Raw genomic sequence first — 25,140 nt, 5'->3', positions numbered from 1 at the left:
CCATAACTGCTCGCTAACGGGCAGGCAATTGGCGACCGTCGGCACCTAAGAGCCATTAAAAGGATAAAAGAAAGGTTCGCAGCTAAAACACGGTGAAAAACTTCGGAGATAAGAAAATATGATAGTCAATGCTCGGGGAAAATAACCAACTACAGCAAATCATCCATTTTTTAACGGGCAGCACCGGGGGCGGACAAGCGCAAACAGAATAAAATTCTACGTTTAGTGATTTTTGTCACACAAAGCAGGAGCCGAAGCCCCCGTTTGTATTGCGACCGTTTAGCGCTGGCAGATATTGACCAGCAATTCTTCCATCCACTGATGCCCTTTATCACGGCCCGCCGCTTCATGCCATGAAAGATAGCAGGTACGGCTATTCACTTTCAGCGGCAACGGTAATATTTGCAAATCCAGCTTATCGGCAAACTCGCTGGCTAACCAGCGCGGTGCGATAGCAACCATATTGGTCTGGGAAACCACATTTAATACGCTGACCATCGCGTTACCTTGATAAGCAATACGCGATTGTTTATCCGCGGTGTCATACCACGGCTGGCTAAATGAAGCGTAGCGATCGAGAGCGACAACCGCGTGCTCCTCCTGATAAATATCATTTTCCATCATTGGGCCAGAAATACGCGGATGTTTCCGGCTCGCCACCAGCACCATTTCATCTTTAAATAAAGGCACGCAGGCAAACTCAGGGCGACGAAACTCTTCATAACCAATAACGAATTCAATTTCCTGATAACGTAATTGATGTTCCGTGTTTTGATTCAATGCCGATTTAAAGACCAAATGAATGTTGGGCGCAATCTCGCCAACTTTATTGAAAATAACCGAAGTCAATGCATTATCCAGCGGGCTGCAAACGCATAAATTAAAGACCCGCTCGCTGCTGAGCGGCTCGAAGCCCGAGCCCGGCAACTCGTTCTGCACTAATTGTAATGCCTGTCGTACAGAACCAAATAGCTGATAAGCACGCGCCGTTGGCTGGATACCGCGCCCATAACGAACAAACAGCTCATCATTAAACATCACCTTCAGTCTTGATACGGCATTGCTGACCGCCGGCTGCGACATCCCCAGGGAGTGTGCCGCACGGGTGATATTTTGTTCCTGCATTACCGCATCAAATACGGTTAACAGATTCAGGTCGACCATTCTCAGCTGAGGTTTTGCGTTTTCCACCTCTGAGTCCGGCTTATATTCAGTATTTTCTTTTAACATATTTAACTCCACTGTCACGCTAAATTCCCTTTGCCAAAGTGCAGTAATTAATTCTGAAAATATCATTTACCATGCATATGACATTTACAAAAGGGCAAAGATGAATTTTAGGAATATATTAAGGTTATGAGTGGCGACGAAAATTCTGCAGTTGAACGTACTCGCAACCCCCTAACCATATTGTTTACTTGATAAAACCAAGTGTACCCATAAATATCAAAAATAAACAATAACAGCAGCGGTTAACTATAATTTAAGCACTATTACAATATCGGTTTAAGCCGCCCTTAACATTCACATTTTATTATCATTGATAATTCCCCCCTTACAAACATGGACACATTCAGCAAACGAATAAATTCAGCTATTTCATTAAGATATGATTCTGGCCAGGCGCGCTATCCTTGCGGCTCTCAGCGAAAATAAAAATTATCAAATAGTGAAAATATCTCAACATGCGCTGATGTCCTAAAAAGGATCATCGGCAAAAAAGCGCGATCGTCAGCACAATTAGCTAATTCTTCTCGCGGGTAAAAAGACCTTTTCTTCACCCAAGGGTTGACATCAAACCCCATATCCAGTAACTCTAAATGCATAACGATTTCATCTGGAGCATGACGCAATGATTCGCAGCATTCGCTTTCTCAGCCTACTACTACTAAACGCATCCATTTTGCGCGGTAGGCTGTTGGGCGACGTTCATCGTTAAGTCATCTTCCAGCAAGACTATAAAACCCGCGCCAATGCGCGGGTTTTTTTATGCTCGTAAGCAAGGCGCCAGGACACAGACCAAGGATCTAAACCATGAGCCAGCAAGTCATTATTTTCGATACGACCTTACGCGACGGTGAACAAGCGTTACAAGCCAGCCTGAGTGTGAAAGAGAAACTGCAGATTGCTATGGCCCTGGAGCGGATGGGCGTTGACGTCATGGAAGTGGGCTTCCCAGTCTCGTCTCCAGGCGACTTTGAATCCGTGCAAACCATCGCGCGCACGATCAAAAACAGCCGCGTTTGCGCCCTGGCCCGCTGCGTAGAAAAAGATATCGATGTTGCAGCAGAATCATTAAAAGTGGCGGAAGCGTTCCGTATTCACACTTTTATCGCCACCTCGCCGATGCATATCGCCACCAAGCTGCGCAGTAACCTGGATGAGGTTATTGAACGTGCCATCTATATGGTGAAGCGCGCACGCAACTACACTGACGATGTCGAGTTTTCCTGTGAAGACGCTGGCCGTACGCCGATTGCCGATCTGGCTCGCGTCGTTGAAGCCGCGATTAATGCAGGCGCAACAACCATCAATATTCCGGATACCGTCGGCTACACCATGCCGTTCGAATTCGCCAACATCATCACCGGTTTGTACGAACGCGTGCCTAACATCGACAAAGCCATTATCTCCGTCCATACCCATGACGACTTAGGCATCGCGGTCGGTAACGCCCTCGCAGCGGTCCACGCCGGCGCTCGCCAGGTTGAAGGCGCGATGAACGGTATCGGCGAACGCGCCGGCAACTGCTCGCTGGAAGAAGTGATCATGGCGATTAAAGTGCGCAAAGACATTATGAATGTGCACACCCGCATTAATCACCAGGAAATATGGCGTACCAGCCAGACCGTCAGCCAGATTTGCAATATGCCGATCCCTGCCAACAAAGCTATCGTCGGAACCGGCGCCTTTGCCCACTCTTCCGGTATTCACCAGGACGGCGTGCTGAAGAATCGCGAAAACTACGAAATCATGACGCCGGAATCTATCGGCCTGAACCAGGTGCAGCTGAACCTGACCTCACGCTCCGGCCGCGCGGCGGTGAAACACCGTATGGAAGAGATGGGCTATAAAGACACCGACTACAACATGGACCATCTGTATGACGCGTTCCTCAAGCTGGCGGATAAAAAGGGCCAGGTATTTGACTATGACCTGGAAGCATTAGCCTTCATTAATAAACAGCAGGAAGAACCGGAGCATTTCCGCCTGGATTACTTCAGCGTGCAGTCCGGCTCCAGCGATATCGCAACCGCCTCCGTGAAGCTGGCATGCGGTGATGAAACAAAAGCTGAGGCCGCCAACGGTAACGGCCCGGTGGACGCCATTTATCAGGCCATTAACCGCATCACCGGCTATGAGATTGAGCTGGTCAAATATGACCTCAACGCCAAGGGTCAGGGTAAGGATGCGCTGGGCCAGGTGGACATCGTGGCGAACTACAACGGCCGCCGCTTCCACGGCGTGGGTCTGGCGACGGATATCGTGGAATCTTCCGCGAAAGCCATGGTTCACGTCCTGAACAATATCTGGCGCGCCGCTGAAGTCGAAAAAGAATTGCAACGCAAAGCTCAGAATAAAGAGAACAATAAGGAAACCGTGTAATGTCGAAGAATTACCATATTGCTGTTTTACCAGGTGATGGTATTGGCCCGGAAGTCATGAACCAGGCGATGAAAGTACTGGAAGCCGTTCGCCACCGTTTTGATATGCGCATTACCACCAGCCAGCACGACGTCGGCGGTGCCGCCATCGATCGTCAGGGCACTCCCCTGCCGCAGACTACCGTCGAAGGCTGCGAACAGGCCGACGCGATCCTGTTTGGCTCCGTTGGCGGACCGAAATGGGAGCACCTGCCGCCCGCGGAGCAGCCGGAGCGCGGCGCGCTGCTGCCCCTGCGTAAGCATTTCAAATTATTCAGCAACCTGCGCCCGGCTAAGCTGTACCAGGGCCTGGAAGAGTTTTGCCCGCTGCGCGCCGATATCGCCGCTAACGGCTTCGACATTTTATGCGTCCGCGAACTGACCGGCGGCATTTACTTCGGCCAGCCGAAAGGCCGTGAAGGCACCGGCCAGCATGAGAAAGCGTTCGATACCGAGGTGTATCATCGCTTTGAGATCGAGCGTATCGCCCATATTGCGTTCGAGTCCGCCCGCAAGCGTCGCCACAAAGTGACCTCGATTGATAAAGCGAACGTGCTGCAGTCTTCTATTTTGTGGCGTGAAATCGTTAGTGAAGTCAGTAAGCAGTATCCTGACGTTGAGCTGTCGCATATGTATATCGACAACGCCACCATGCAGCTGATCAAAGATCCGTCCCAGTTTGACGTCCTGCTGTGCTCCAATCTTTTCGGCGACATCCTGTCTGACGAATGCGCCATGATTACCGGTTCAATGGGCATGCTGCCGTCCGCCAGCCTCAACGAGCAAGGCTTTGGTTTATATGAACCCGCAGGCGGCTCCGCGCCGGATATCGCCGGTAAAAACATCGCTAACCCCATCGCGCAGATCCTCTCCCTGGCGCTGCTGCTGCGCTATAGCCTGGATGCCGATAACGCGGCAACCGCGATTGAAAATGCGATCAACCGCGCATTAGAAGAAGGCGTACGCACCGGCGATTTAGCGCGCGGCGCGGCGGCGGTCAGTACCGATGAAATGGGCGATATCATTGCCCGCTATGTCGCTGAAGGGGTGTAATCATGGCGAAGACGTTATACGAAAAGTTGTTTGATGCTCACGTGGTTTATGAAGCGCAAAACGAAACCCCGCTGCTGTACATTGACCGTCATCTGGTTCACGAAGTGACCTCGCCGCAGGCGTTTGACGGTCTGCGCGCCCACAAACGCCCGGTACGTCAGCCGGGCAAAACCTTCGCCACGATGGATCACAACGTTTCGACGCAGACGAAAGACATTAACGCGTCCGGCGAAATGGCGCGTATCCAGATGCAGGAGTTAATTAAAAACTGCAAAGAGTTCGGCGTGGAACTGTACGATCTGAACCACCCTTTCCAGGGCATCGTCCACGTGATGGGGCCGGAACAGGGCGTCACCCTGCCGGGTATGACCATCGTCTGCGGCGACTCACACACGGCAACCCATGGCGCATTCGGCGCGCTGGCCTTCGGTATCGGCACCTCTGAAGTCGAACACGTCCTGGCTACGCAGACGCTGAAGCAGGGTCGCGCTAAAACCATGAAGATCGAAGTCAAAGGTAAAGCGGCTCCGGGCATCACCGCCAAAGACATCGTTCTGGCGATCATCGGTAAAACCGGCAGCGCCGGCGGTACCGGGCACGTTGTTGAATTTTGCGGCGAAGCCATTCGCGATTTAAGCATGGAAGGCCGCATGACCCTGTGCAATATGGCTATCGAAATGGGCGCGAAAGCAGGCCTGGTCGCGCCTGACCAGACCACATTTGATTACGTGAAAGGCCGCCTGCACGCGCCGAAAGGCAAGGATTTTGACGAAGCCGTCGCTTACTGGAAAACCCTGACCACCGATGATGGCGCGACATTTGACAGCGTTGTCACCCTGCAGGCGGAAGAGATTGCCCCGCAGGTCACCTGGGGCACCAACCCAGGCCAGGTCATCTCCGTCACCGATATCATCCCGGACCCGGCATCATTCACCGACCCGGTAGAGCGCGCGAGCGCGGAAAAAGCGCTGGCCTATATGGGCCTGAAATCTGGCGTACCGTTAACCGACGTGGCGATTGATAAAGTCTTTATCGGCTCCTGCACCAACTCGCGCATTGAAGACTTACGCGCGGCGGCCGAAATCGCTAAAGGCCGCAAAGTCGCGCCAGGCGTTCAGGCGCTGGTCGTGCCAGGCTCTGGTCCGGTAAAAGCGCAGGCCGAAGCCGAAGGTCTGGATAAAATCTTTATTGAAGCCGGTTTTGAGTGGCGTTTACCCGGCTGCTCCATGTGCCTGGCGATGAACAACGACCGCCTGAACCCGGGCGAGCGCTGCGCCTCCACCAGCAACCGTAACTTTGAAGGCCGTCAGGGCCGCGGCGGGCGCACTCACCTGGTCAGCCCGGCCATGGCAGCCGCGGCGGCCGTTACCGGTCATTTCGCCGATATCCGTAGCTTGAAATAAGGAAACCATCATGGCAGAGAAATTTACCCAACATACCGGCCTGGTGGTTCCGCTGGACGCCGCGAACGTCGATACCGATGCAATCATTCCAAAGCAGTTCCTGCAGAAAGTCACGCGTACCGGTTTTGGCGCCCATCTGTTTAACGACTGGCGCTTCCTGGACGACAAAGGCGAACAGCCTAACCCGGAATTCGTGCTGAACTTCCCGGAATATAAAGGCGCCTCTATCCTGCTGGCGCGGGAAAACTTCGGCTGCGGCTCTTCGCGCGAGCACGCGCCGTGGGCGCTGACCGATTACGGTTTTAAAGTCGTCATCGCGCCGAGCTTCGCCGATATCTTCTACGGCAACAGCTTTAACAATCAGCTGCTGCCGGTCACCCTGAGCGAAGCGCAGGTCGATGAGCTGTTTAAGCTGGTCCACTCTCAGCCGGGCATTAAGTTTGAAGTCGATCTGGAAGCCGAAGTGGTTAAAGCAGGCGATAAATCTTACAGCTTTAAAATTGACGCTTTCCGCCGCCACTGCATGCTGAACGGTCTGGACAGCATCGGCCTGACTTTGCAGCATGAAGAGGCGATCTCAGCCTATGAGAAAAAACAGCCGGCCTTTATGAATTAAGGCAGCCGCCATGTATATCTCAGCCCGGACCGCGATCCGGGCTTTTTTTCGCCGGTAAAAATGAGATCTGGCGCACATATATCAATATTCGTCGCTATAACGGGGCGACATTTTCGCCGCGATAAAAATAAATCATTATCAATTGGGCATCTATTCAATCATTCCCCTACTCTTTTTGTGTCATTCCACAAGTACAAGTAAAAAATCGATTGAAATATTTAAGGTAAAAACACTAATGTGTAAATAAATTGTTAATCCCATAGAATCACGCTATAGCTCCGCGCAAAAAAAAGCATTATTTTTCTATTAAACGCCTCGTTATCTTTCCCCACAGAGAAATATTAACTTTGGACAGGCCAGAATCGCCGTAAAAGGCCATCAGGCATCCAGTGGAGAGAGCATATGAGCCACTATCCCCATCTTTTTTCCCCGTTGACCATTAACGGAATGACAATAAAAAACCGCATCATCATGCCGCCAATGGGCACTAACCTGGCGAGCCTGAACGGGGAAGTCACGCAGGAGCAGATTGACTACTATGAGCTACGCGCGCGGGGCGGCACAGGACTCATCACTATCGAGAATATTTGCATCGATTTTCCTTTCGCCTCTAACGGCACTACGCAGCTGCGTATCGATAACGATCAATATATTCCGCGCCTGTTCAAATTAACCGAAACCTTACATAAACACGGCGCCTGCGTCAGTATTCAATTAAACCACGCCGGCGCGTCGGCCTATGCGTATCGCCTGAACGGCGAAATGCCGCTGTCTTCTTCCAGCACGCCGTCCAAAAAGAACGGGAATATTCCCCGCCCGATGACGCACGATGAGATATATCATGCCGTCGATAAATTTGGTGACGCGGCGGAGCGCGTTCGCCGCGCTGGATTCGACTGCGTGGAAATTCACGCCGGCCACTCTTATTTAATTAGCCAGTTTTTATCACCGCTGTTTAATAAGCGCACCGATGAATTTGGCGGCAGCGTAGAGAATCGCGCCAGAATATTAACCTTAATCGTTGATAAGGTACGGGCCTGCGTAGGCCCGCGTTTTCCGGTCAGCCTGCGTATTAGCGCCGATGACTTTCTGAAAGGTGGAAATACGCTCGAAGACTCCTTGCGGATCCTCGAACTGTGTCAGGAAAAAGTGGATATTATCAACGTCTCCGCCGCGCAAAACGACAACCTCAATTTCCAGATTGACCAGATGTCTCTGGAAGATGGCTGGAAGCGCTACCTCTCGCGCGCGGTACGCGAAAAATTCCACAAGCCCACGGTGATTGCCGGCAACATCCGTACCCCGAAAGTCGCCGAAGATATTATCGCCAGCGGCGATGCCGACCTGATTGCCATTGGCCGCGGCCTGATCGCCGAGCCGGAGTGGGTGCAAAAAGTTCAAAGCGGCAACGAACGTTTGATGCGGAAATGCATCTCCTGCAACATTGGCTGCGCGGATCACCGCATCGCCCGCTCCCGCCCTCTTCGCTGCTCGATCAACCCGGATATCATCCACGGCGACGCGTATAAGCAGCAGCGCGTGATCCGCGATACCAACGTCGTGGTCATCGGCGCGGGTACGGCGGGAATGGAAGCGGCCTGCACCGCGGCTGAAGTCGGCTGCCATACCTGGCTGCTGGAAGAGAAGCACAGCATCGGAGGACTGGCCAGCGAGATCTCCCTGCTGCCGGAGAAAAAGCGTATCGCTGATTTTCCGCAGTTTATGAAAAACCGTATCGCCTCGCTCGATAACCTGATGCTGCAGGTCGGCAGACGCGCCACCGTGGCGTCCGTTTCCGCTCTTCGCCCGGATTTAATCGTCAACGCCACCGGTTCAGTGCCCCTGCTGCCGCCCATTGAAGGTCTGCGCGAGAACATCGATGTCGAAGGCGGGAACGTCTTCTCCATTACCAACATGATTCATCATCTGGACCAGTTTGCCGATGCTACAGGTAAACGCATCGCCGTCGTCGGCGCAGGCGCCGTGGGTCTGGACGTCATCGAGTACTTCTCCGCGCGCGGTGCCAGCGCCGTGCTTATCGAGATGCAGGACGCGCCGGGTCGCGATCTGGACATCATTACCAAAAACGCCATGTTGACCATGCTGGATGAACATCACGTGGAACAGCACATGCGCACGCAGCTGGTTGCCGTCACCCCGACGCATTTCACCGTTAAAAATGCGGATGGCACCTTCGACATTCCTTTCGATTACGGCTTCGTCTGCCTGGGAATGCGCGCCAACACCGCCGGTCTCACTGAGATTGAACAATGGGCCAGAGCCAATAACGTAAAAATAATGAACATCGGCGACAGCCTGATGGCCCGGCGAATCATTGATGGCGTGCGCGAAGGGCGCAACGTGCTGGACACCCTCGAAGATATGGGGGTTCTCGGCAACCGCGAATCGAAAAAAATTCCATTTCTAACATATTGAGGATTTTATCATGGCAGAACGTATTACCGGACATACCGAGCTGATTGGCCTGATTGCGACTCCGATTCGCCACAGCATGTCGCCAACCATGCATAACGAAGCTTTTGCTCATCTGGGGCTGGACTATGTTTACCTGGCCTTCGAAGTCGGTAACGAAGAGCTGAAAGACGTGGTACAGGGCTTTCGCGCGTTAAAACTGCGCGGCTGTAACGTCTCCATGCCGAACAAAACGGAGATTTGCCAGTATCTGGACAAGCTCTCGCCGGCGGCAGAACTGGTTGGCGCGGTGAATACCGTGGTGAACGACAATGGCGTACTGACCGGCCACATTACCGATGGCACCGGCTATATGCGCGCGCTCAAAGAAGAGGGCATTGATATCATCGACAAAAAAATGACCGTTCTGGGCGCAGGCGGCGCGGCAACCGCGCTCTGCGTTCAGGCCGCGCTCGATGGCGTCAAAGCGATCTCCATCTTTAACCGCAAAGATAAGTTCTTCGCCAATGCAGAACAGACCGTCGCCAAAATCCGTAATAACACCAACTGCGAGATCCACCTGTTCGATCTGGACGATCATGACAAACTGCGCGCGGAAATCGACAGCAGCGTCATTCTGACCAACGCCACCGGCGTGGGGATGAAACCGTTTGAAGGCCAGATGCTGCTGCCTGACGACAGCTTTCTGCGCCCGGATCTGATCGTTTCTGACGTGGTCTATAACCCGCGCAAAACTTATCTGCTGGAAGTGGCCGAGAAAAAAGGCTGCCGCACCATCAACGGTCTGGGGATGATGCTCTGGCAAGGCGCGCGCGCTTTTGAAATCTGGACGGGCAAAGAAATGCCGGTTGAACACGTCAAAAATATCCTGTTCTAAGGATGGGCGCGATGAAAAATCCATATGTCCCAACGGCGGCTGGGCTCTATCTTAACTACCTGATCCACGGCATGGGGGTTTTGTTAATTACCCTCAATATGGCGAATCTGCAGGAACAGTGGGGAACCGACGCTGCCGGCGTCTCCATCGTCATTTCGTCGCTCGGGATCGGTAAGCTCGCCACGATCGTCACAGGATTCCTGTCCGACCGTTTTGGCCGTAAACCTTTTATCTATCTCGGCATCGCCAGCTATCTGGTGTTCTTCCTCGGTATTTTACTGACGAAAAACATTTATATGGCCTACTTCTTCGGCATTATGGCGGGCCTGGCGAACAGCTTCCTCGACTCCGGGACCTACCCGGCGCTGATGGAAGCCTTCCCTAACTCCGCCAGCCGGGCAAATGTGCTGATCAAAGCCTTTGTCTCTGCCGGGCAGTTCCTGCTGCCGTTCATTATCGGTGCGCTGATTTGGGCGAATATGTGGTACGGATGGTCGTTTATCATCGCCGCTGTATTGATGATTATTAGCGCTATCTACCTGATAAAAATGTCTTTCCCGGACCATCGGGCGAAAAAGGAAACCGCAGAAAAATCGTCGGCCGCCGCCGTAGCCCCGCAGGCGAACGCCGGCAAGCTGGATATGGCCATCTTTACCCTGTACGGCTATATCGGTATGGCGACTTTTTATCTGGTCAGCCAGTGGTTAGCGCAGTACGGCGAGTTCGTTGCCGGCATCCCGCACGAGTCGGCCATTAAACTCCTGAGCGTCTATACTGCCGGTTCCCTGACGTGCGTGTTCGTCACCGCGGCCTTTGTCAAAGAGGTATTTAGCTCGGCCGTCGCCATGATCGTTTACACTTTCCTGTCGATGATGTCACTGCTGATCGTTTGCCTGTTCCCTACGCCAATGATAGTGACCGGCTTCGCCTTTATCATCGGCTTTGCCGCCGCCGGCGGCGTGCTGCAGATAGGCGCGACCATTATGGCCATGAGCTTCCCGAACGGAAAAGGCAAAGCCACCGGGATCTTTTATACCGCAGGAAGTCTGGCCAGCTTTACGATCCCGCTGATCACGGCAAAACTGTCGAAGATGGGTATCGCCAGCATTATGTGGTTCGATCTTCTGATCGCGATCGTCGGCTTTGTGATCGCCCTGTACATCGGTTATCGTCAGCTTCAGGTTCGCACCGCTGCAAAAACATCCCGGGTTGCAGCAACCGCCTGATGGTCAATGACAAAAAGAATAATGGATACCAACATGACTCAAGCAGTAACAGTAAAAAACATCACCTTCCAGGAAGGGGAAACCTTAATCTGCGTACCGCTGATTGGCAAAACGCTTGCCGAGCTGCAGACTAACGCGCGCGCGCTGGCTACCGCCGGAGCCGATATTATCGAATGGCGCGTCGATCACTTCACCCAGGTCAGAGAAACGGAGCAGGTACTGCTGGCGCTCGGCGAGATTCGCCAGCTGCTGAAAGAGATCCCGCTGCTGTTCACCTTCCGCAGTAAAAAAGAGGGTGGCGAAACGGAAATCAGCGACGAAGCCTATTTTGAGCTGAATCGCCAGGCGGCCGTTAGCGGTCTGACCGACGTGATTGATATCGAGCTGTTCAACGACGAAGCGCAAATTCGCTCGCTGGTGAGCGATGCCCACGCTGCGGGCGTCAAAGTTATCATGAGCAATCATGATTTCCATAAAACGCCGGCTCAGGAAGATATCATCTACCGCCTGCGCCGCATGCAGGATCTTGGCGCTGACCTGCCGAAGATCGCGGTTATGCCGCAGTCGCCGCAGGATGTCCTGACCCTGCTCTCGGCAACCCTGACGATGAAAGAGAAGTACGCGACTCGGCCGTTAATCACCATGTCGATGGGTAAATCCGGCGGCGTGAGCCGGGTAACCGGCCGTTTGTTCGGTTCAGCAATGACCTTCGGTACCGTCGGCCAGGCTTCTGCGCCAGGGCAAATCGCCATTACCCAACTGCGTGAACTGATGGATATTCTTTCCTGATAAAACTTCGCCCGGGGGTCACCCTCCGGGCGATGTTGCTAGCGGATTTTTTGGCTGTCATTAATAATGACATCTTTAAATGACTGAATCGCCGGAGAAAGTACCCGCTCTTTCATCGTTGCCAGATAGATATAACGTGGAGGAATCGCATTTTTAATCGTCAGGATATGCACGTTGTAATACGAGAGCGCGGAAATTCGCGGCATAATCGCAATACCGTAATCAATACTGACCAGCCCCGCCATCGCCGTATCCTCATCAACGTAGCAGGCAATATCCGGCACCAGCTTTTGCTGCATAAACACGTTATCAATAAAGGGGCGTAACCCGCTATTTTCTGAAAAATAGATATAGGGATAGTGGATAGTCTCCACCAGGTCGACTTCATTTTCATAGAGCCTGGCCAGAGGGTGATCTTTTGCCGTCACCACGACCAGCTCCTGCTGAATAATAGGAATAAAGTCGATATCAGGCTCATCCGCAATATAGGAACAAATCGCCAGATCGCTTTTCCCGGCCTTCAGTTCCTGCAGAAGCGTTAACGACGTTCCCTGAGTAAAAGAAAATGTCACATTGTGACGAGATGGTGAAAGGGAATATTTATTAATTAACTGCGGAACAACATATTCGCCCATGGTGTAAATGAACGCAATGCGAATATTCTCCTTGTTCTCGTCGCTATTTTTTTGCAACGTCATGCGGCCATTCTCTAATGAGGCCAGGGCATCTTCGACGTAGGGCAGAAAGCGCTTACCATTCTGCGTAATTTTGACATTACGCCCTTTCCTGGCAAATAGCGCCACGCCAAGCTCTTTCTCCAGTTCAGATATGGCGTGGCTTAGCGAGGGTTGAGTGATAAAAAGACTGGAGGCGGCTTCAGTGTAGTGCTCGGTTTCTGCCAGCCGCTTAAAATAATAAAGTTGCTTTAGGTTCATTATTTTTGCTCGTATAATATAAGAATAAAACTCATGCCCCTAATATACCATACAGGCTATCGATGATGAGCCGAAAAGGAGAAATATCGGGGTCATAACAAATATTGTTATGCCATGTCACAGAAGCCGTAACAAAGCGTGACTTATCATCGATAGCGTCAACGTCAAATAGAATATTTTTGCCTGCATAAATTCATGCAAAAATATTTTAAACTTTAAAGGAAATCACTATGAGGACGATCGATGCTCAGGAACGGCCGATTTTGCCGTCGGCCACGCAAAAGCGAACTAAAACGCGAATTGTAATTTTAATGTTACTATCGATAGGGACGATGATAAATTATCTCGATCGGACTATTTTAGGTGTTGTTGCGCCCAAGTTAACGAGCGAAATAGATATTGACCCGGCCATGATGGGGATCGTTTTTTCCGCTTTCGCCTGGACCTACGCTCTGGCGCAAATTCCCGGCGGGATGTTTCTCGATCGCTTCGGCAATAAGCTGACCTACGCGCTTTCTATTTTTTTCTGGTCAACCTTTACCTTACTGCAAAGCTTTTCTGTCGGCCTAAAATCGCTGCTGCTGCTGCGTTTAGGCTTAGGCATCAGCGAAGCCCCCTGTTTCCCGGTTAATAGCCGTGTCGTCAGTAAATGGTTTCCGCAGCATGAACGCGCCCGGGCAACGGCGACTTACACCGTCGGTGAATATATTGGCCTGGCCGCATTCTCTCCGCTCCTTTTTTTAATTCTGGAGCATCATGGCTGGAGAACGCTATTTTTCCTGACCGGTGGGTTGGGTATTGCGTTTACTTTTGTATGGTGGAAGTTTTATCACGAGCCACATGAATCAAAAACGGCAAATAAAGAAGAGCTGGAGTATATCGGCGTAGAAAATACGACATCCGTCAATGAAAATATCCCTTTCAACTGGCATGATGCGAAACGTCTGCTGTGCTGCCGGCAAATCATCGGCGCCAGCCTTGGTCAATTTGCCGGTAACACCACGCTGGTTTTCTTCCTGACATGGTTCCCGACTTATCTGGCTAACGAACGTCACCTCCCCTGGCTTCACGTGGGTTTCTTCGCCTCCTGGCCGTTCCTGGCCGCGGCTATCGGTATCTTTTTCGGCGGTTGGGTATCCGATAAAATAATAAAGAAAACCAACTCAGTAAATATTAGCAGAAAGCTGCCAATTATTTCCGGACTGCTACTGTCGAGCTGCATCATCATTGCTAACTGGGTCGATAGCAACACCGCAGTCATTATTATTATGTCGATTGCATTTTTTGGCCAGGGTATGGTTGGCCTCGGCTGGACGCTTATTTCTGACATTGCCCCGAAGAATATGGGCGGATTGACCGGCGGCATCTTCAACTTCTGTGCTAATATGGCATCAATTATAACCCCATTAATTATTGGGGTTATCATATCCATGACCGGTAATTTTTTCTACGCGCTGATTTATATCGGTTTAACCGCGCTGGTTGGCGTTATCGCGTATGTTTTTATTATCGGCGATATTAAAAGGATCGTGTTGAAATAACCTGTCCAGCCCCTGTCCTGGCATCCTGCCGGGACAGGGGGAGCGATTCAGATATCTTTCACCCTGCTGGTCATAAACAGCGTCACCAGCGAAATTGCGGCAATCGTCCAGTAGACGCTGGCGTGACCATAGCTTTGCGACAGCGCGCCCTGAATCACCCCCGCCAGAATCACCCCGGTGGAAATACTGTTGGTAAACAGCGTCGTCGCGGCGCCCGCCCGTCCGGGCATCAGATCCTGAAACCACAGCATGCCAATCCCGGCAACAATCCCGATAAATACGGCATTAAACAGCTGTAGCACCAGCAGCGCCACGCGGTCGTGGAACAGAATCAGACCGATATAAAACAGCACGCCCGCCGCAACCGCTGTCACCATCATCTTGCGTTTGCCCCAGCGCTTAACGTAGTAGCCCGCCAGGATCATAGCCGGGATCTCCAGCCCGGCAGCGGTGCCCATCAAAATCCCCGCGAGGCTGTCCGGCAGGCCAAGATCGCTGCTGATCCACAGAGGCATATCAATGATATACATGGTATTGCAGGTCCACATCAGCGTGGAGGCGATGAACAGCATCCGCACGTTTTTATCGTGCCATCCTCCGGCCTGCACCAGCACGTCAGCGCCTTCCGAAGGCTGCTCAATGCGGGCGACCGAGGGCAGTTTGACGGCGATCAGCGCCAGGCTTATAACAAAGATCCCGGCGGCAATCGAAAACATGGTGGTGAAGCCATAATTCAGCGCCAGCATAAAAGCCAGCGGTGGACCAATAACCCACGCCAGCGAAAGCTGCGCACGCATTATCGAACTGAACATCACCACTTCGCGCGCCGAGCTATCGGCATATTCCCGCGCCAGGGCAAAAAGCTGCGGCATCGCGGCATTCGCCACCGAGGCCAGCATAACCCCGCAGGTAATCAGCGTCAGATAGTGGCGATTAAAAGCGAACAGCAGCGCGTTTCCCACCGCCATCAGGCAGCAAAACATAATCAGCCGCCGGCGATCGCCCCGGCTGTCGGAGCGTTTAGCCAGCGCCAGGCTGACCAGAATGCCGGCAATGGCGTTAACCGTATAGAACAGTCCTACCCAGAACGGCTGCGCGCCCACTTCGCGGCTGAGGAATAAGCTGAGCGTCGGCGCCTGCAGCGCGCCGGCGATCCCCATCATGAAAGCGACAAGCATAAAAGCGGCGTAAACGCCGTTTAGACGACGCCCCATCGTCATTAACCACAGCATGAAATATCCTTAAGCACGCGAAGAAAACGAAAAAAGCCAGCAGAATTATTCTGCTGGCGGGTGATTCTATACTCTATGGATTTCGAGTTGCGGGCAGGCGGCCAGAACGTAAGTCCCTGGAAACATAGATAACTATGTGGCCTGGGCGAGCGGGCGCAGCCAACGCACCTGCAGCTTGAAAGACGACGAGTATAACACCAATACTCAGTCACACATGATGTCTGCAAGTCAATGATCCGAGGTCTGCGACGTAACTCCCCACTGCATCAGCTCGCCGAGCATTTTCTGCTGTCTTCCTGCCATCAGGCGGGCCAGCCAGGACGCATCCTGCGTCGCAGAAAAGTAGCGTTGGTAGAACTGTTTCATGGTTGACCCCATCATATTCACCTCCTCGCTTCATCGACGTTGATTATTGACTTAATATAGGAAGTAATAAATTGCTGAGTTTTTATCAGGAGTTCCCCTTTTATGTCTTCCGGTCGTTTACAACAGCAGTTCATCCGCCTGTGGCAGTGCTGCGATGGCAAGTCGCAGGAGACCACGCTGAATGCGCTGGCAGAGATGCTAAGCTGCTCGCGCCGCCATATGCGTACCCTGCTCAACATGATGGAAGCGCGCGGCTGGCTGACCTGGGAGGCGGAGGCCGGGCGCGGCAAGCGCTCCCGCCTCTCTTTTCTCTATACCGGTCTCGCCCTGCAGCAGCAGAGGGCGGAAGATCTGCTGGATCAGGACAGAATCGATCAGCTGGTGCAGCTGGTTGGCGATAAAGCCGCCGTCCGGCAAATGCTGGTTTCCCATTTAGGCCGCAGCTTTCGTCAGGGCCGGCATATCCTGCGCGTGCTCTACTATCGGCCGATGAAAAATCTGCTGCCCGGCAGCGCGCTGCGCCGCTCGGAAACGCATATTGCCCGGCAGATTTTTAGCGCCCTGACGCGGGTAAATGAGGAAAATGGGGAACTGGAGGCCGATATTGCTCACCATTGGCAGCAGATCGCCCCCACCCACTGGCGCTTTTTTCTGCGTCCGGGGATTCATTTTCATCATGGACGAGAGCTGGAGATGGAAGATGTCATCACCTCTCTGCAGCGCAGCAACGCCCTGCCGCTGTTCTCTCATATTGAGCGCATCGACTCTCCCACCGCATGGACCCTCGACATTCATCTCCGCCAGCCCGACCGCTGGCTGCCGTGGTTGTTAAGCCAGGTCCCGGCTATGATCCTTCCGCATGAGTGGCGAACGATGGAGAATTTCTCCAGTATCCCCGTGGGGACCGGGCCCTACTCGGTTGTGCGTAATAACCAGAATCAGCTCAAAATTCACGCCTTCGATGACTATTTCGGCTACCGGGCGCTGATCGATGAAGTGAACGTCTGGGTCCTGCCGGAAATCAGCGAAGAACCCAACGGCGGGTTGACGTTACAGGGCACCACGCAAAGCGAAAAAGCGGTGGAAAGCCGCCTGGAAGAGGGGTGTTATTACCTGCTGTTCGACGCCCGCAGCCCGCTGGGCGGTAACAGCGCGGTACGCCAGTGGCTAAGCTATGTGTTCCAGCCCGCTAACCTGCTCTATCACGCCGGCGAGCACTATCAGGGCAACTGGTTCCCGGCGTATGGCCTGCTGCCCCGCTGGCATCATGCGCGCAGCCACGCCTGCGAGAAGCCTGCCGGCCTTGAGACGGTCAGGCTGACCTACTACCAGGATCACGTCGAGCATCGCGTGATGGGCGGGATCATGGCAACGCTGCTGGCCGAGCATCAGGTTAAGCTGGAGATCCAGGAGCTGGAGTATCAGGAGTGGCACCGCGGGGAGGTGGTCAGCGACGTTTGGCTCAACAGCGCCAACTTTACGCTGCCGATCGATTTCTCCCTGTTTGCCTGGCTGTATGAAGTTCCGCTGATTCGCAACTGTATCCCCATCGACTGGGAACAGGACGCCGCTCGCTGGCGCGCGGGCGAGCTGAACCCGGCCACCTGGAGTCAGCAGCTGTTGGCCAATCAAACCGTGGTGCCGCTGATCCACCACTGGCTGATGATCCAGGGGCAGCGCAGCATGCGCGGCGTACGCATGAACACGCTCGGCTGGTTTGACTTTAAGTCCGCGTGGTTCTCGCCGCCGGAGCCGTAATGCTTTCCGTTGGCAAACAAAATCATTACACTAACTGCCGTTCTCAACGGGGTGCTAATAAACATACGCAATCTCATTCAAGTTGCCTCAACGCGCGGTTAGCGCAGAAGCAACCCGAAGATAAAGCGTATGGGCTGAGAAAATACCCGTCGAACCTGATCCGGATAACGCCGGCGAAGGGATTTGAGGCCCTCTCAAAATCCTTTGCCCCCCCTTTTTCTGAGGTGCAAAGTGTTGAAAAAATTACTCCCCCTGCTGGCGCTGGTCGCCGCGCCCGTTTTTGCCAAACCGCTGCTCACCGTTTATACCTACGACTCGTTCTCCGCCGACTGGGGCCCGGGCCCGGCGGTTAAAAAAGCCTTTGAAGCCGACTGCGGCTGCGAGCTGAAGTTCGTGGCGCTGGAAGATGGCGTCTCGCTGCTCAACCGCCTGCGAATGGAAGGCAAAAACAGCAAAGCCGACGTGGTGCTGGGGCTGGATAACAACCTGCTGGAAGCCGCTTCGCAAAGCAAGCTGTTCGCCAAAAGCGGCGTCCCGGCCAGCGCGGTCAGCGTGCCCGGCGGCTGGGACAACGACACCTTCGTGCCGTTCGATTACGGCTACTTCGCCTTTGTTTACGATAAAAACAAGCTGAAAAATCCGCCGAAAAGCCTGAAAGAGCTGGTTGAGGGCGAGCAAAAATGGCGGGTGATTTATGAAGATCCGCGCACCAGTACGCCGGGCCTGGGCCTGCTGCTGTGGATGCAAAAAGTCTACGGCGATAAAGCGCCGGAAGCCTGGCAGAAGCTGGCGGCGAAAACCGTTACCGTTACCAAGGGCTGGAGCGAAGCCTACGGCCTGTTCCTGAAAGGCGAAAGCGATCTGGTGCTGAGCTACACCACCTCCCCGGCTTACCACATTATCGAAGAGAAAAAAGATAACTACGCCGCGGCAAACTTCGCTGAAGGCCACTACCTGCAGGTTGAGGTAGCCGCCCGCACCGCGGCCAGCAAACAGCCGGAGCTGGCGGAAAAGTTCCTTAAATTTATGGTATCGCCGGGCTTCCAGAACGCGATCCCCACCGGCAACTGGATGTATCCGGTGACGACGGTTGCGCTTCCGGCAGGCTTTGACGCGCTGATGAAACCGCAAACGACCCTCGAATTCACACCGCAACAGGTGGCCGCCGAACGTCAGAACTGGATTAGCGCATGGCAACGCGCCGTCAGCCGCTAGCTTTCGGCTGGCTCCTGCCGGGACTCACGGCGGCCATCGTTCTGGTCGTCGTGGCGCTGGCCGCCTTTCTGGCGCTATGGTTCAGCGCCCCGGAGACCTCCTGGAACGCGCTTATCCGCGACAGCTATCTCTGGCACGTGGTGCGTTTCTCCTTCTGGCAGGCCTTCCTTTCCGCGCTTTTTTCGGTGCTACCGGCGATATTCCTCGCCCGCGCCCTGTACCGGCGGCGCTTCCCCGGGCGCACGCTGCTGCTGCGCCTTTGCGCGATGACCTTAATTCTGCCGGTACTGGTGGCGGTCTTCGGCATTCTTAGCGTCTACGGTCGTCAGGGCTGGCTGGCCCAGCTATGCCACGTTTTTGGCTGGCAGTGGGAATTCTCGCCCTACGGGCTACAGGGGATCCTGCTGGCGCACGTATTCTTTAATATGCCGATGGCCACGCGCCTGCTGCTGCAGACGCTGGAAAATATCCCCGGCGAACAGCGGCAAATTGCCGCCCAGCTCGGCATGCGCGGCTACGTCTTCTTCCGGCTGGTCGAGTGGCCGTGGCTGCGCCGGCAAATTCCACCGGTCGCGGCGCTGATCTTTATGCTCTGTTTCGCCAGCTTTGCGACCGTGCTGTCGCTGGGCGGCGGCCCGCGGGCGACCACCATCGAACTGGCGATTTACCAGGCCCTTAATTTCGACTACGACCCGGCGCGCGCGGCAATGCTGGCGCTTATCCAGATGGTCTGCTGCCTCGGGCTGGTACTGCTTAGCCAGCGCCTGAGTAAAGCCCTCGCCATCGGGGCCAGCCATATTCGCGGCTGGCGCGATCCCGACGACCGGCTGTACAGCCGGCTGTGCGACGCGGCGCTGATTGGCGCGGCGCTTTTACTGCTGCTGCCGCCGCTGCTGGCGGTGATAGGCGACGGGCTGAACAGCAATCTGCTGAGCGTGCTGCATCAGCCGGCGCTATGGCAGGCGCTGTGGACGTCTCTGCGTATCGCCCTTGCCGCCGGGGTCTTAAGCGTCATCCTGACCATGATGCTGCTCTGGAGCAGCCGCGAGCTTCGCGCCCGCCGTCACCCTCTGGCCGGTCAGGCGCTTGAGCTGAGCGGGATGCTGATCCTCGCCATGCCGGGCATCGTGCTGGCCACCGGTTTCTTCCTGTTGCTCAATAACAGCGTGGGCCTGCCCGAGTCCGCCGACGGTATCGTGATTTTCACCAATGCGCTGATGGCAATCCCCTATGCGCTCAAGGTACTGGAAAACCCGATGCGCGATATCGCCGCCCGCTACGGCACCCTCTGCCAGTCGCTGGGGATGCGCGGCTTCACCCGCCTTCGGGTGGTCGAGCTTCGCGCTTTAAAGCGGCCGCTGGCCCAGGCGCTGGCCTTCGCCTGCGTGCTGTCGATTGGCGATTTCGGCGTCGTGGCGCTGTTCGGCAACGAAGATTTCCGTACGCTGCCCTTTTATCTGTATCAGCAAATTGGTTCTTACCGTAGCCAGGACGGCGCCGTGACCGCCCTTCTGCTTCTGCTGCTGTGCTTTTTACTCTTTAGCGTGATTGAAAAACTTCCGGGACGCGATGCTAAAACTGAATGATGTGACCTGGCTTTACCAGCATCTGCCGATGCGTTTTACGCTTTCCGTCGAACGCGGTGAGCGCATCGCGGTTCTTGGCCCGAGCGGGGCCGGAAAAAGCACGCTGCTGAACCTGATTGCCGGTTTTTTAACGCCCGCCAGCGGCAGTATCGCGCTCGACGGCCAGCCCCATACCCACACGCCGCCCGCGCGTCGTCCGGTATCGATGCTGTTTCAGGAAAATAATCTGTTCAACCATCTCACCATCCGCCAGAACATTGCGCTGGGAATGCACCCGGGGCTCAAGCTGAACGCGGATCAATCCGCCCATCTGCAGGCGATTGCCGGGCAGATGGGGATTGACGCGATGTTAGAGCGGCTGCCGGGCGAGCTTTCCGGCGGCCAGCGCCAGCGTGCGGCGCTGGCGCGCTGTCTGGTGCGCCAGCAGCCGGTACTGCTGCTGGATGAGCCCTTCTCGGCGCTCGATCCCGCGCTGAGGCTGGAGATGCTGACGCTGGTTGCCGACGTCTGCCAGCAGCGGCAGCTGACGCTGCTGATGGTCTCGCACAGCGTGGAAGATGCGGCGCGCATCGCGCCGCGGTCGGTGGTCGTGGCTGAGGGACGGATTGCCTGGGATGGCGCGACCGCCGCGCTGCTCAGCGGCAACAGCAGCGCCTCGGCGCTGCTGGGAATTAGCGCAAAATAACCTTATGCAGGATGTCGAGATAGACCGGCATCAGCGGATGACGGAAGGCAAACACCAGCGCCGCGCCGGCGGCGCACACCATGAGCGGAGCGAGCCACAGCAGGCGCGAACGCGGCAGAAAACGGGTGAGACGATCGCCGGCGCTTTTGGCGCTGCGCCACAGCCGCCAGCATAGCCACGCCGCCAGCCACGCCAGCAGCGCCGCCCCCAGCAGCAGCCACTTAAAGCTGGCGCTATTCTCATCGGCCGGGATATCAATGGCCGCCCCGGCAAGGATTCCCGGTAAGAAGTAGAGCGGCGGCCACAGCAGGCAGCCGATGATATTCGGCGGGATGAACTTCGCGACCGGCAGATCGAGCATCCCGGCGACCATCGGCACCAGCGGGCGCGTCGGCCCGACGAAGCGGCCAATCAGAATCGTAAACATGCTGTGCTGATGCAGCGCATGTTCGGTTTTATCCAGCAGTGCTTTGTTTTTCTTCAAAAAAGACCAGCGATGCAGCGGCTTTTTAAACCGCCAGCCAAGCCAGAATGAAATCCAGTCGCCGAGCAAACAGCCGATAATCCCCGCCAGCCACGCCTGCCAGAAGTTAACCTCGCCGCTGCCGATCAGCGCCCCCAATCCGGCCATCATCACCGTTCCCGGTAAGATAAGCCCCACCAGCGCCAGCGACTCGAGGAAGGCGACCAGCAGAACGGCTATCAGAGAATAGACCGTGGATTGAGTAATAAAGTGTTCCAGCAATGCTTGCATAATGTACCCGGTTTAAAAACGAAGCACGGATTCTCCGGAGCCGTTCATACTTCGTCAAGCCATCATTTGTTTGTATAGTTTACTGGCTGTGTTAAAAATCCGGGCCATCATTTCACTTTCTTTACTTTTTATTCACACCCTGCGCGAAACTCGCTCGGGCTGGCGCCGGTGCATTTCTTAAACACGCGCGAAAAGTAGAGCTGGTCCTCAAAACCGACGTTACGGCCAACGGTCGCGATCGGCATCCGCGTCGTGCTCAGCAGCAGCTTGGCCTGGCTAATGCGCTGATCCTCCCGCCACCCCAGTACGCTGATCCCCAGCTGCTGGCGGAACAGATGCGACAGGCGCGACGGCGACAGGCACACGTGCTGGGCGACGCTGGCAATATCGAAATGGCTGTCCGCCAGATGATCGCTGATGTACTGGCAGGCATCGCGCACCCGGTTATCCAGCGGCGGATGCAGCGATTCGTTGATAGCTTCCATGCGCCTGAGCAGCAGTTGCTCCATAAGATTGATCGCCAGCAGCTCGGAGTAACGCCCGGCGCCCTGCCCGGCCTCCACAATCTGCCCGAACAGTTCGCCAAAGCGCGCCTGCCACTGCTCATCCGGGCGGAAAAAGCCGGTCTGGGCAAAAATCGTTGGCCAGTTAAGCCATTCATGCCAGTAGGCGCGCGGCCGGAAATAGACCCACTGGTGATACCACTCGCGGGCATCGGGATGGCGGCCATAATGGTGAATCTCTCCCGGCGGGAACAGCAGCATATCGCCAGGCCGGCAGATAAACTGCTCTCCGTGGTTATTGATCACCCCTTCGCCGCGAATCGTCAGATTAAGGATATAGCCCTTCATGCCCAGCGGACGGTCAATAAAGAAATCAAGATAGCCATCGGCTTCAATTGGCGTCAGGCCCGTCACCAGATGGGCGTTAAAAGAGTAACCCGGCAACAAAGGATCGTTTTGCGTTTCGGCCATAAACTCTGCTCTCCAGGAGGCATTAAGGACACCAATTGTCCATACCTTGTATTTTATCCTCTGGCTGGTCGCTCATGCTGCGACGCGGGTTAGAAAATGAATTAAAACCCGCCTCTTCTCGATAAAAACTGAGCACGGCGCACAGTTCAGGCGCTTTCAGCGCATAACTGAAGTGTCTATAAAGACGGCAGGAAAGTCCACATTGAATATTTGCACGGCGTCACACTTTGCGACGTCACAGCAATATAGTCCATAAGATTAGCGAATACGGCCTGACGGTTTTCAGCCCAGATATCTACTGTTTCACCATGAATGATTTTTAGCATGGAGTAACAGTATGGCAATTGCGATTGGCCTCGATTTTGGCAGTGATTCAGTACGCGCCCTGGCGGTAGAGTGCGCGACCGGCGAAGAGCTCGCCGCAAGCGTCGAGTGGTATCCGCGCTGGCAGGAGGGGCTATTTTGCGATGGTCCGAACAACCAGTTCCGCCATCATCCACGCGACTATATCGAATCAATGGAAGCCGCGCTGAAAAGCGTCCTCGCCGCGCTTAGCGCCGAACAGCGCGCTGCCGTGGTGGGTATCGGCGTTGACAGCACCGGCTCCACCCCCGCGCCCATCGACGCCGACGGCAACGTCCTGGCGCTGCGCGACGAATTCGCCAGCAACCCCAACGCCATGTTCGTGCTGTGGAAGGACCATACCGCGGTGGAGGAGGCGGAGGAGATTACCCGCCTGTGCCACCAGCCGGGCAAAGAGGATTACTCCCGCTATATCGGCGGTATCTACTCCAGCGAATGGTTCTGGGCCAAGATCCTCCACGTGACCCGCCAGGACAGCGCCGTCGCCGAGGCCGCCGCATCGTGGATTGAGCTGTGCGACTGGGTGCCGGCCCTGCTTTCCGGGACCACCCGCCCGCAGGATATTCGTCGCGGCCGCTGCAGCGCCGGGCACAAATCCCTGTGGCATGAAAGCTGGGGCGGACTGCCGCCTGCCGGTTTCTTCGATGAACTCGACCCGATAATCAACCAGAGCCTGGCCTACCCGATGTTCAGCGATACCTGGACTGCGGATGTCCCGGTCGGCACGCTCACCGCCGAATGGGCCGCGCGCCTGGGCCTGCCGCAAACCGTCGCCATCTCCGGCGGCGCATTCGACTGCCATATGGGCGCCGTCGGCGCCGGTGCGCAGCCAAACGCGCTGGTCAAAGTTATCGGCACCTCCACCTGCGACATTCTGATCGCCGATAAACAGAGCGTTGGCGAGCGCACGGTGCAAGGGATTTGCGGCCAGGTCGACGGCAGCGTCGTGCCTGACTTTATCGGTATGGAAGCGGGGCAATCCGCTTTTGGCGACATCTACGCCTGGTTTGGCCGCATTCTCGGCTGGCCGCTGGAGCAGCTGGCGCAGGCCCACCCGGAACTCAAAGAGCAGATCAAAGCCAGCCAGAAACAGCTGCTGCCCGCGCTGACCGACGCATGGGCAAAAAATCCGTCTCTTGACCACCTGCCGGTGGTGCTGGACTGGTTTAACGGCCGCCGTACGCCGAATGCCAACCAGCGTCTGAAAGGGGTCATTACCGATCTGAACCTCGCCACCGACGCCCCGGCGCTGTTCGGCGGACTGATTGCCGCCACCGCTTTTGGCGCCCGCGCCATTATGGAGTGCTTCACCGAACAGGGGATCCCGGTCAATAACGTGATGGCGCTCGGCGGCATCGCGCGCAAAAACCCGGTGATCATGCAGGCCTGCTGCGATGTGCTGAATCGCCCGCTGCAAATCGTCGCGTCCGATCAGTGCTGCGCCCTGGGCGCGGCTATCTTCGCCGCCGTTGCCGCCGGCGTATACCGCGATATCCCTGCCGCACAGGAAAACATGGCCAGCCAGGTGGAAAGTACCCTGCAGCCTCGTCCGGCGCAGGCGCAACGCTTCGAACAACTCTATCAGCGCTACCAGCAGTGGTCGCTCAGCGCGGAACAACGTTATCTCCCTTCGACTGCAAAAGCGGAATCCGCGCCGCAATCTCAGGCAGCCCTCACCCATTAAGGACAT

At 55.2% G+C, this 25,140-nt stretch carries 21 protein-coding genes and 1 riboswitch; of the genes, 15 read left to right on the top strand and 6 right to left on the bottom strand.

All coding sequences use genetic code 11. The annotated features are described in order from the left end of the window. Window positions 1–279 precede the first annotated feature (279 nt). Window positions 280–1,248, bottom strand: a complete 969-nt coding sequence (leuO, locus tag SIK97_RS02280) for a transcriptional regulator LeuO (RefSeq protein WP_086073947.1) — start codon at window positions 1,246–1,248, stop codon at window positions 280–282. A gap of 604 nt (window positions 1,249–1,852) precedes the next feature. Between leuO and leuL the strand changes: the two genes are divergently transcribed. From leuL to aroD, 9 genes are all read left to right on the top strand, one after another. Beyond that, window positions 1,853–1,939 (top strand): leu operon leader peptide, encoded by an 87-nt coding sequence (leuL, locus tag SIK97_RS29675; protein WP_009654551.1) that lies wholly within the window; start codon window positions 1,853–1,855, stop codon window positions 1,937–1,939. 95 nt (window positions 1,940–2,034) lie between these two features. Then, complete coding sequence (leuA, locus tag SIK97_RS02275; RefSeq protein WP_004098567.1) at window positions 2,035–3,606, top strand: 2-isopropylmalate synthase; 1,572 nt, start codon at window positions 2,035–2,037, stop codon at window positions 3,604–3,606. Next, window positions 3,606–4,697: a 3-isopropylmalate dehydrogenase gene (leuB, locus tag SIK97_RS02270; RefSeq protein ID WP_057173066.1), complete on the top strand. Its 1,092-nt coding sequence runs from the start codon at window positions 3,606–3,608 to the stop codon at window positions 4,695–4,697. Before leuA ends, leuB begins: the two co-directional genes overlap by 1 nt. A 2-nt stretch (window positions 4,698–4,699) precedes the next feature. Beyond that, entirely contained in the window at window positions 4,700–6,100 is a 1,401-nt protein-coding gene (leuC, locus tag SIK97_RS02265; RefSeq protein ID WP_025106487.1) for a 3-isopropylmalate dehydratase large subunit, read from the top strand. A gap of 10 nt (window positions 6,101–6,110) precedes the next feature. Then, window positions 6,111–6,716: a 3-isopropylmalate dehydratase small subunit gene (gene leuD, locus SIK97_RS02260; RefSeq protein ID WP_014227913.1), complete on the top strand. Its 606-nt coding sequence runs from the start codon at window positions 6,111–6,113 to the stop codon at window positions 6,714–6,716. A gap of 402 nt (window positions 6,717–7,118) precedes the next feature. After that, window positions 7,119–9,152: an FAD-dependent oxidoreductase gene (locus SIK97_RS02255; RefSeq protein ID WP_057173067.1), complete on the top strand. Its 2,034-nt coding sequence runs from the start codon at window positions 7,119–7,121 to the stop codon at window positions 9,150–9,152. A gap of 10 nt (window positions 9,153–9,162) precedes the next feature. Next, a complete protein-coding gene (locus SIK97_RS02250) occupies window positions 9,163–10,026 on the top strand; it encodes a shikimate dehydrogenase (protein WP_057173068.1) in 864 nt (287 codons plus the stop codon). An 11-nt stretch (window positions 10,027–10,037) separates the two neighbouring features. After that, a complete protein-coding gene (locus tag SIK97_RS02245) occupies window positions 10,038–11,252 on the top strand; it encodes an MFS transporter (protein ID WP_057173069.1) in 1,215 nt (404 codons plus the stop codon). Window positions 11,253–11,285: 33 nt separating this feature from the next. Next, entirely contained in the window at window positions 11,286–12,041 is a 756-nt protein-coding gene (aroD, locus tag SIK97_RS02240) for a type I 3-dehydroquinate dehydratase (RefSeq protein ID WP_014837399.1), read from the top strand. A 38-nt stretch (window positions 12,042–12,079) separates the two neighbouring features. Here the strand turns inward: aroD and SIK97_RS02235 are convergent, their stop codons facing one another. Then, on the bottom strand, window positions 12,080–12,976 hold the full coding sequence (locus SIK97_RS02235) for a LysR family transcriptional regulator (RefSeq protein ID WP_014227908.1): 897 nt from the start codon (window positions 12,974–12,976) through the stop codon (window positions 12,080–12,082). Between the two features lie 230 nt (window positions 12,977–13,206). Here SIK97_RS02235 and SIK97_RS02230 point away from each other — a divergent pair, with 230 nt between their 5' ends. Continuing rightward, entirely contained in the window at window positions 13,207–14,517 is a 1,311-nt protein-coding gene (locus SIK97_RS02230; protein ID WP_025106482.1) for an MFS transporter, read from the top strand. Window positions 14,518–14,564: 47 nt separating this feature from the next. Here SIK97_RS02230 and SIK97_RS02225 read toward each other — a convergent pair whose 3' ends face one another. Together SIK97_RS02225 and sgrT are read right to left on the bottom strand one after the other, a co-directional pair. Continuing rightward, entirely contained in the window at window positions 14,565–15,749 is a 1,185-nt protein-coding gene (locus tag SIK97_RS02225; protein WP_049078733.1) for a sugar efflux transporter, read from the bottom strand. A 228-nt stretch (window positions 15,750–15,977) separates the two neighbouring features. Beyond that, window positions 15,978–16,130, bottom strand: a complete 153-nt coding sequence (sgrT, locus tag SIK97_RS02220; protein ID WP_004098552.1) for a glucose uptake inhibitor SgrT — start codon at window positions 16,128–16,130, stop codon at window positions 15,978–15,980. A gap of 87 nt (window positions 16,131–16,217) precedes the next feature. On the opposite strand from sgrT, the gene sgrR reads away from it, so the two are divergent. From sgrR to thiQ, 4 genes are all read left to right on the top strand, one after another. Beyond that, on the top strand, window positions 16,218–17,873 hold the full coding sequence (gene sgrR / locus SIK97_RS02215) for an HTH-type transcriptional regulator SgrR (RefSeq protein ID WP_057173070.1): 1,656 nt from the start codon (window positions 16,218–16,220) through the stop codon (window positions 17,871–17,873). Between the two features lie 37 nt (window positions 17,874–17,910). Next, window positions 17,911–18,073: riboswitch (TPP riboswitch) on the top strand. A gap of 31 nt (window positions 18,074–18,104) precedes the next feature. After that, window positions 18,105–19,088, top strand: a complete 984-nt coding sequence (thiB, locus tag SIK97_RS02210) for a thiamine ABC transporter substrate binding subunit (protein WP_009654640.1) — start codon at window positions 18,105–18,107, stop codon at window positions 19,086–19,088. Next, window positions 19,064–20,674: a thiamine/thiamine pyrophosphate ABC transporter permease ThiP gene (thiP, locus tag SIK97_RS02205; RefSeq protein WP_032747950.1), complete on the top strand. Its 1,611-nt coding sequence runs from the start codon at window positions 19,064–19,066 to the stop codon at window positions 20,672–20,674. The genes thiB and thiP overlap by 25 nt, the downstream gene beginning before the upstream one ends. After that, on the top strand, window positions 20,658–21,359 hold the full coding sequence (gene thiQ, locus SIK97_RS02200; protein WP_014227903.1) for a thiamine ABC transporter ATP-binding protein ThiQ: 702 nt from the start codon (window positions 20,658–20,660) through the stop codon (window positions 21,357–21,359). Before thiP ends, thiQ begins: the two co-directional genes overlap by 17 nt. Here thiQ and SIK97_RS02195 read toward each other — a convergent pair. Next, window positions 21,346–22,113 carry a DedA family protein gene (locus SIK97_RS02195; protein ID WP_014227902.1) on the bottom strand — a complete coding sequence of 256 codons (768 nt, stop codon included), beginning with the start codon at window positions 22,111–22,113 and terminating at the stop codon, window positions 21,346–21,348. The genes thiQ and SIK97_RS02195 overlap by 14 nt on opposite strands. A gap of 128 nt (window positions 22,114–22,241) precedes the next feature. Next, complete coding sequence (gene araC, locus SIK97_RS02190; RefSeq protein ID WP_004098545.1) at window positions 22,242–23,087, bottom strand: arabinose operon transcriptional regulator AraC; 846 nt, start codon at window positions 23,085–23,087, stop codon at window positions 22,242–22,244. 337 nt (window positions 23,088–23,424) lie between these two features. On the opposite strand from araC, the gene araB reads away from it, so the two are divergent. Continuing rightward, window positions 23,425–25,134, top strand: coding sequence for a ribulokinase (gene araB / locus SIK97_RS02185; protein ID WP_049080565.1), 1,710 nt, complete (start codon window positions 23,425–23,427; stop codon window positions 25,132–25,134). Window positions 25,135–25,140 lie beyond the last annotated feature (6 nt).

It is taken from the genome of Klebsiella sp. JN_Kp126, assembly GCF_033843325.1.
Taxonomy (GTDB): domain Bacteria; phylum Pseudomonadota; class Gammaproteobacteria; order Enterobacterales; family Enterobacteriaceae; genus Klebsiella; species Klebsiella michiganensis.
The sequence above is the reverse complement of the archived record's forward strand: the minus strand, read 5'-3'. Positions and strand labels throughout refer to the sequence as shown.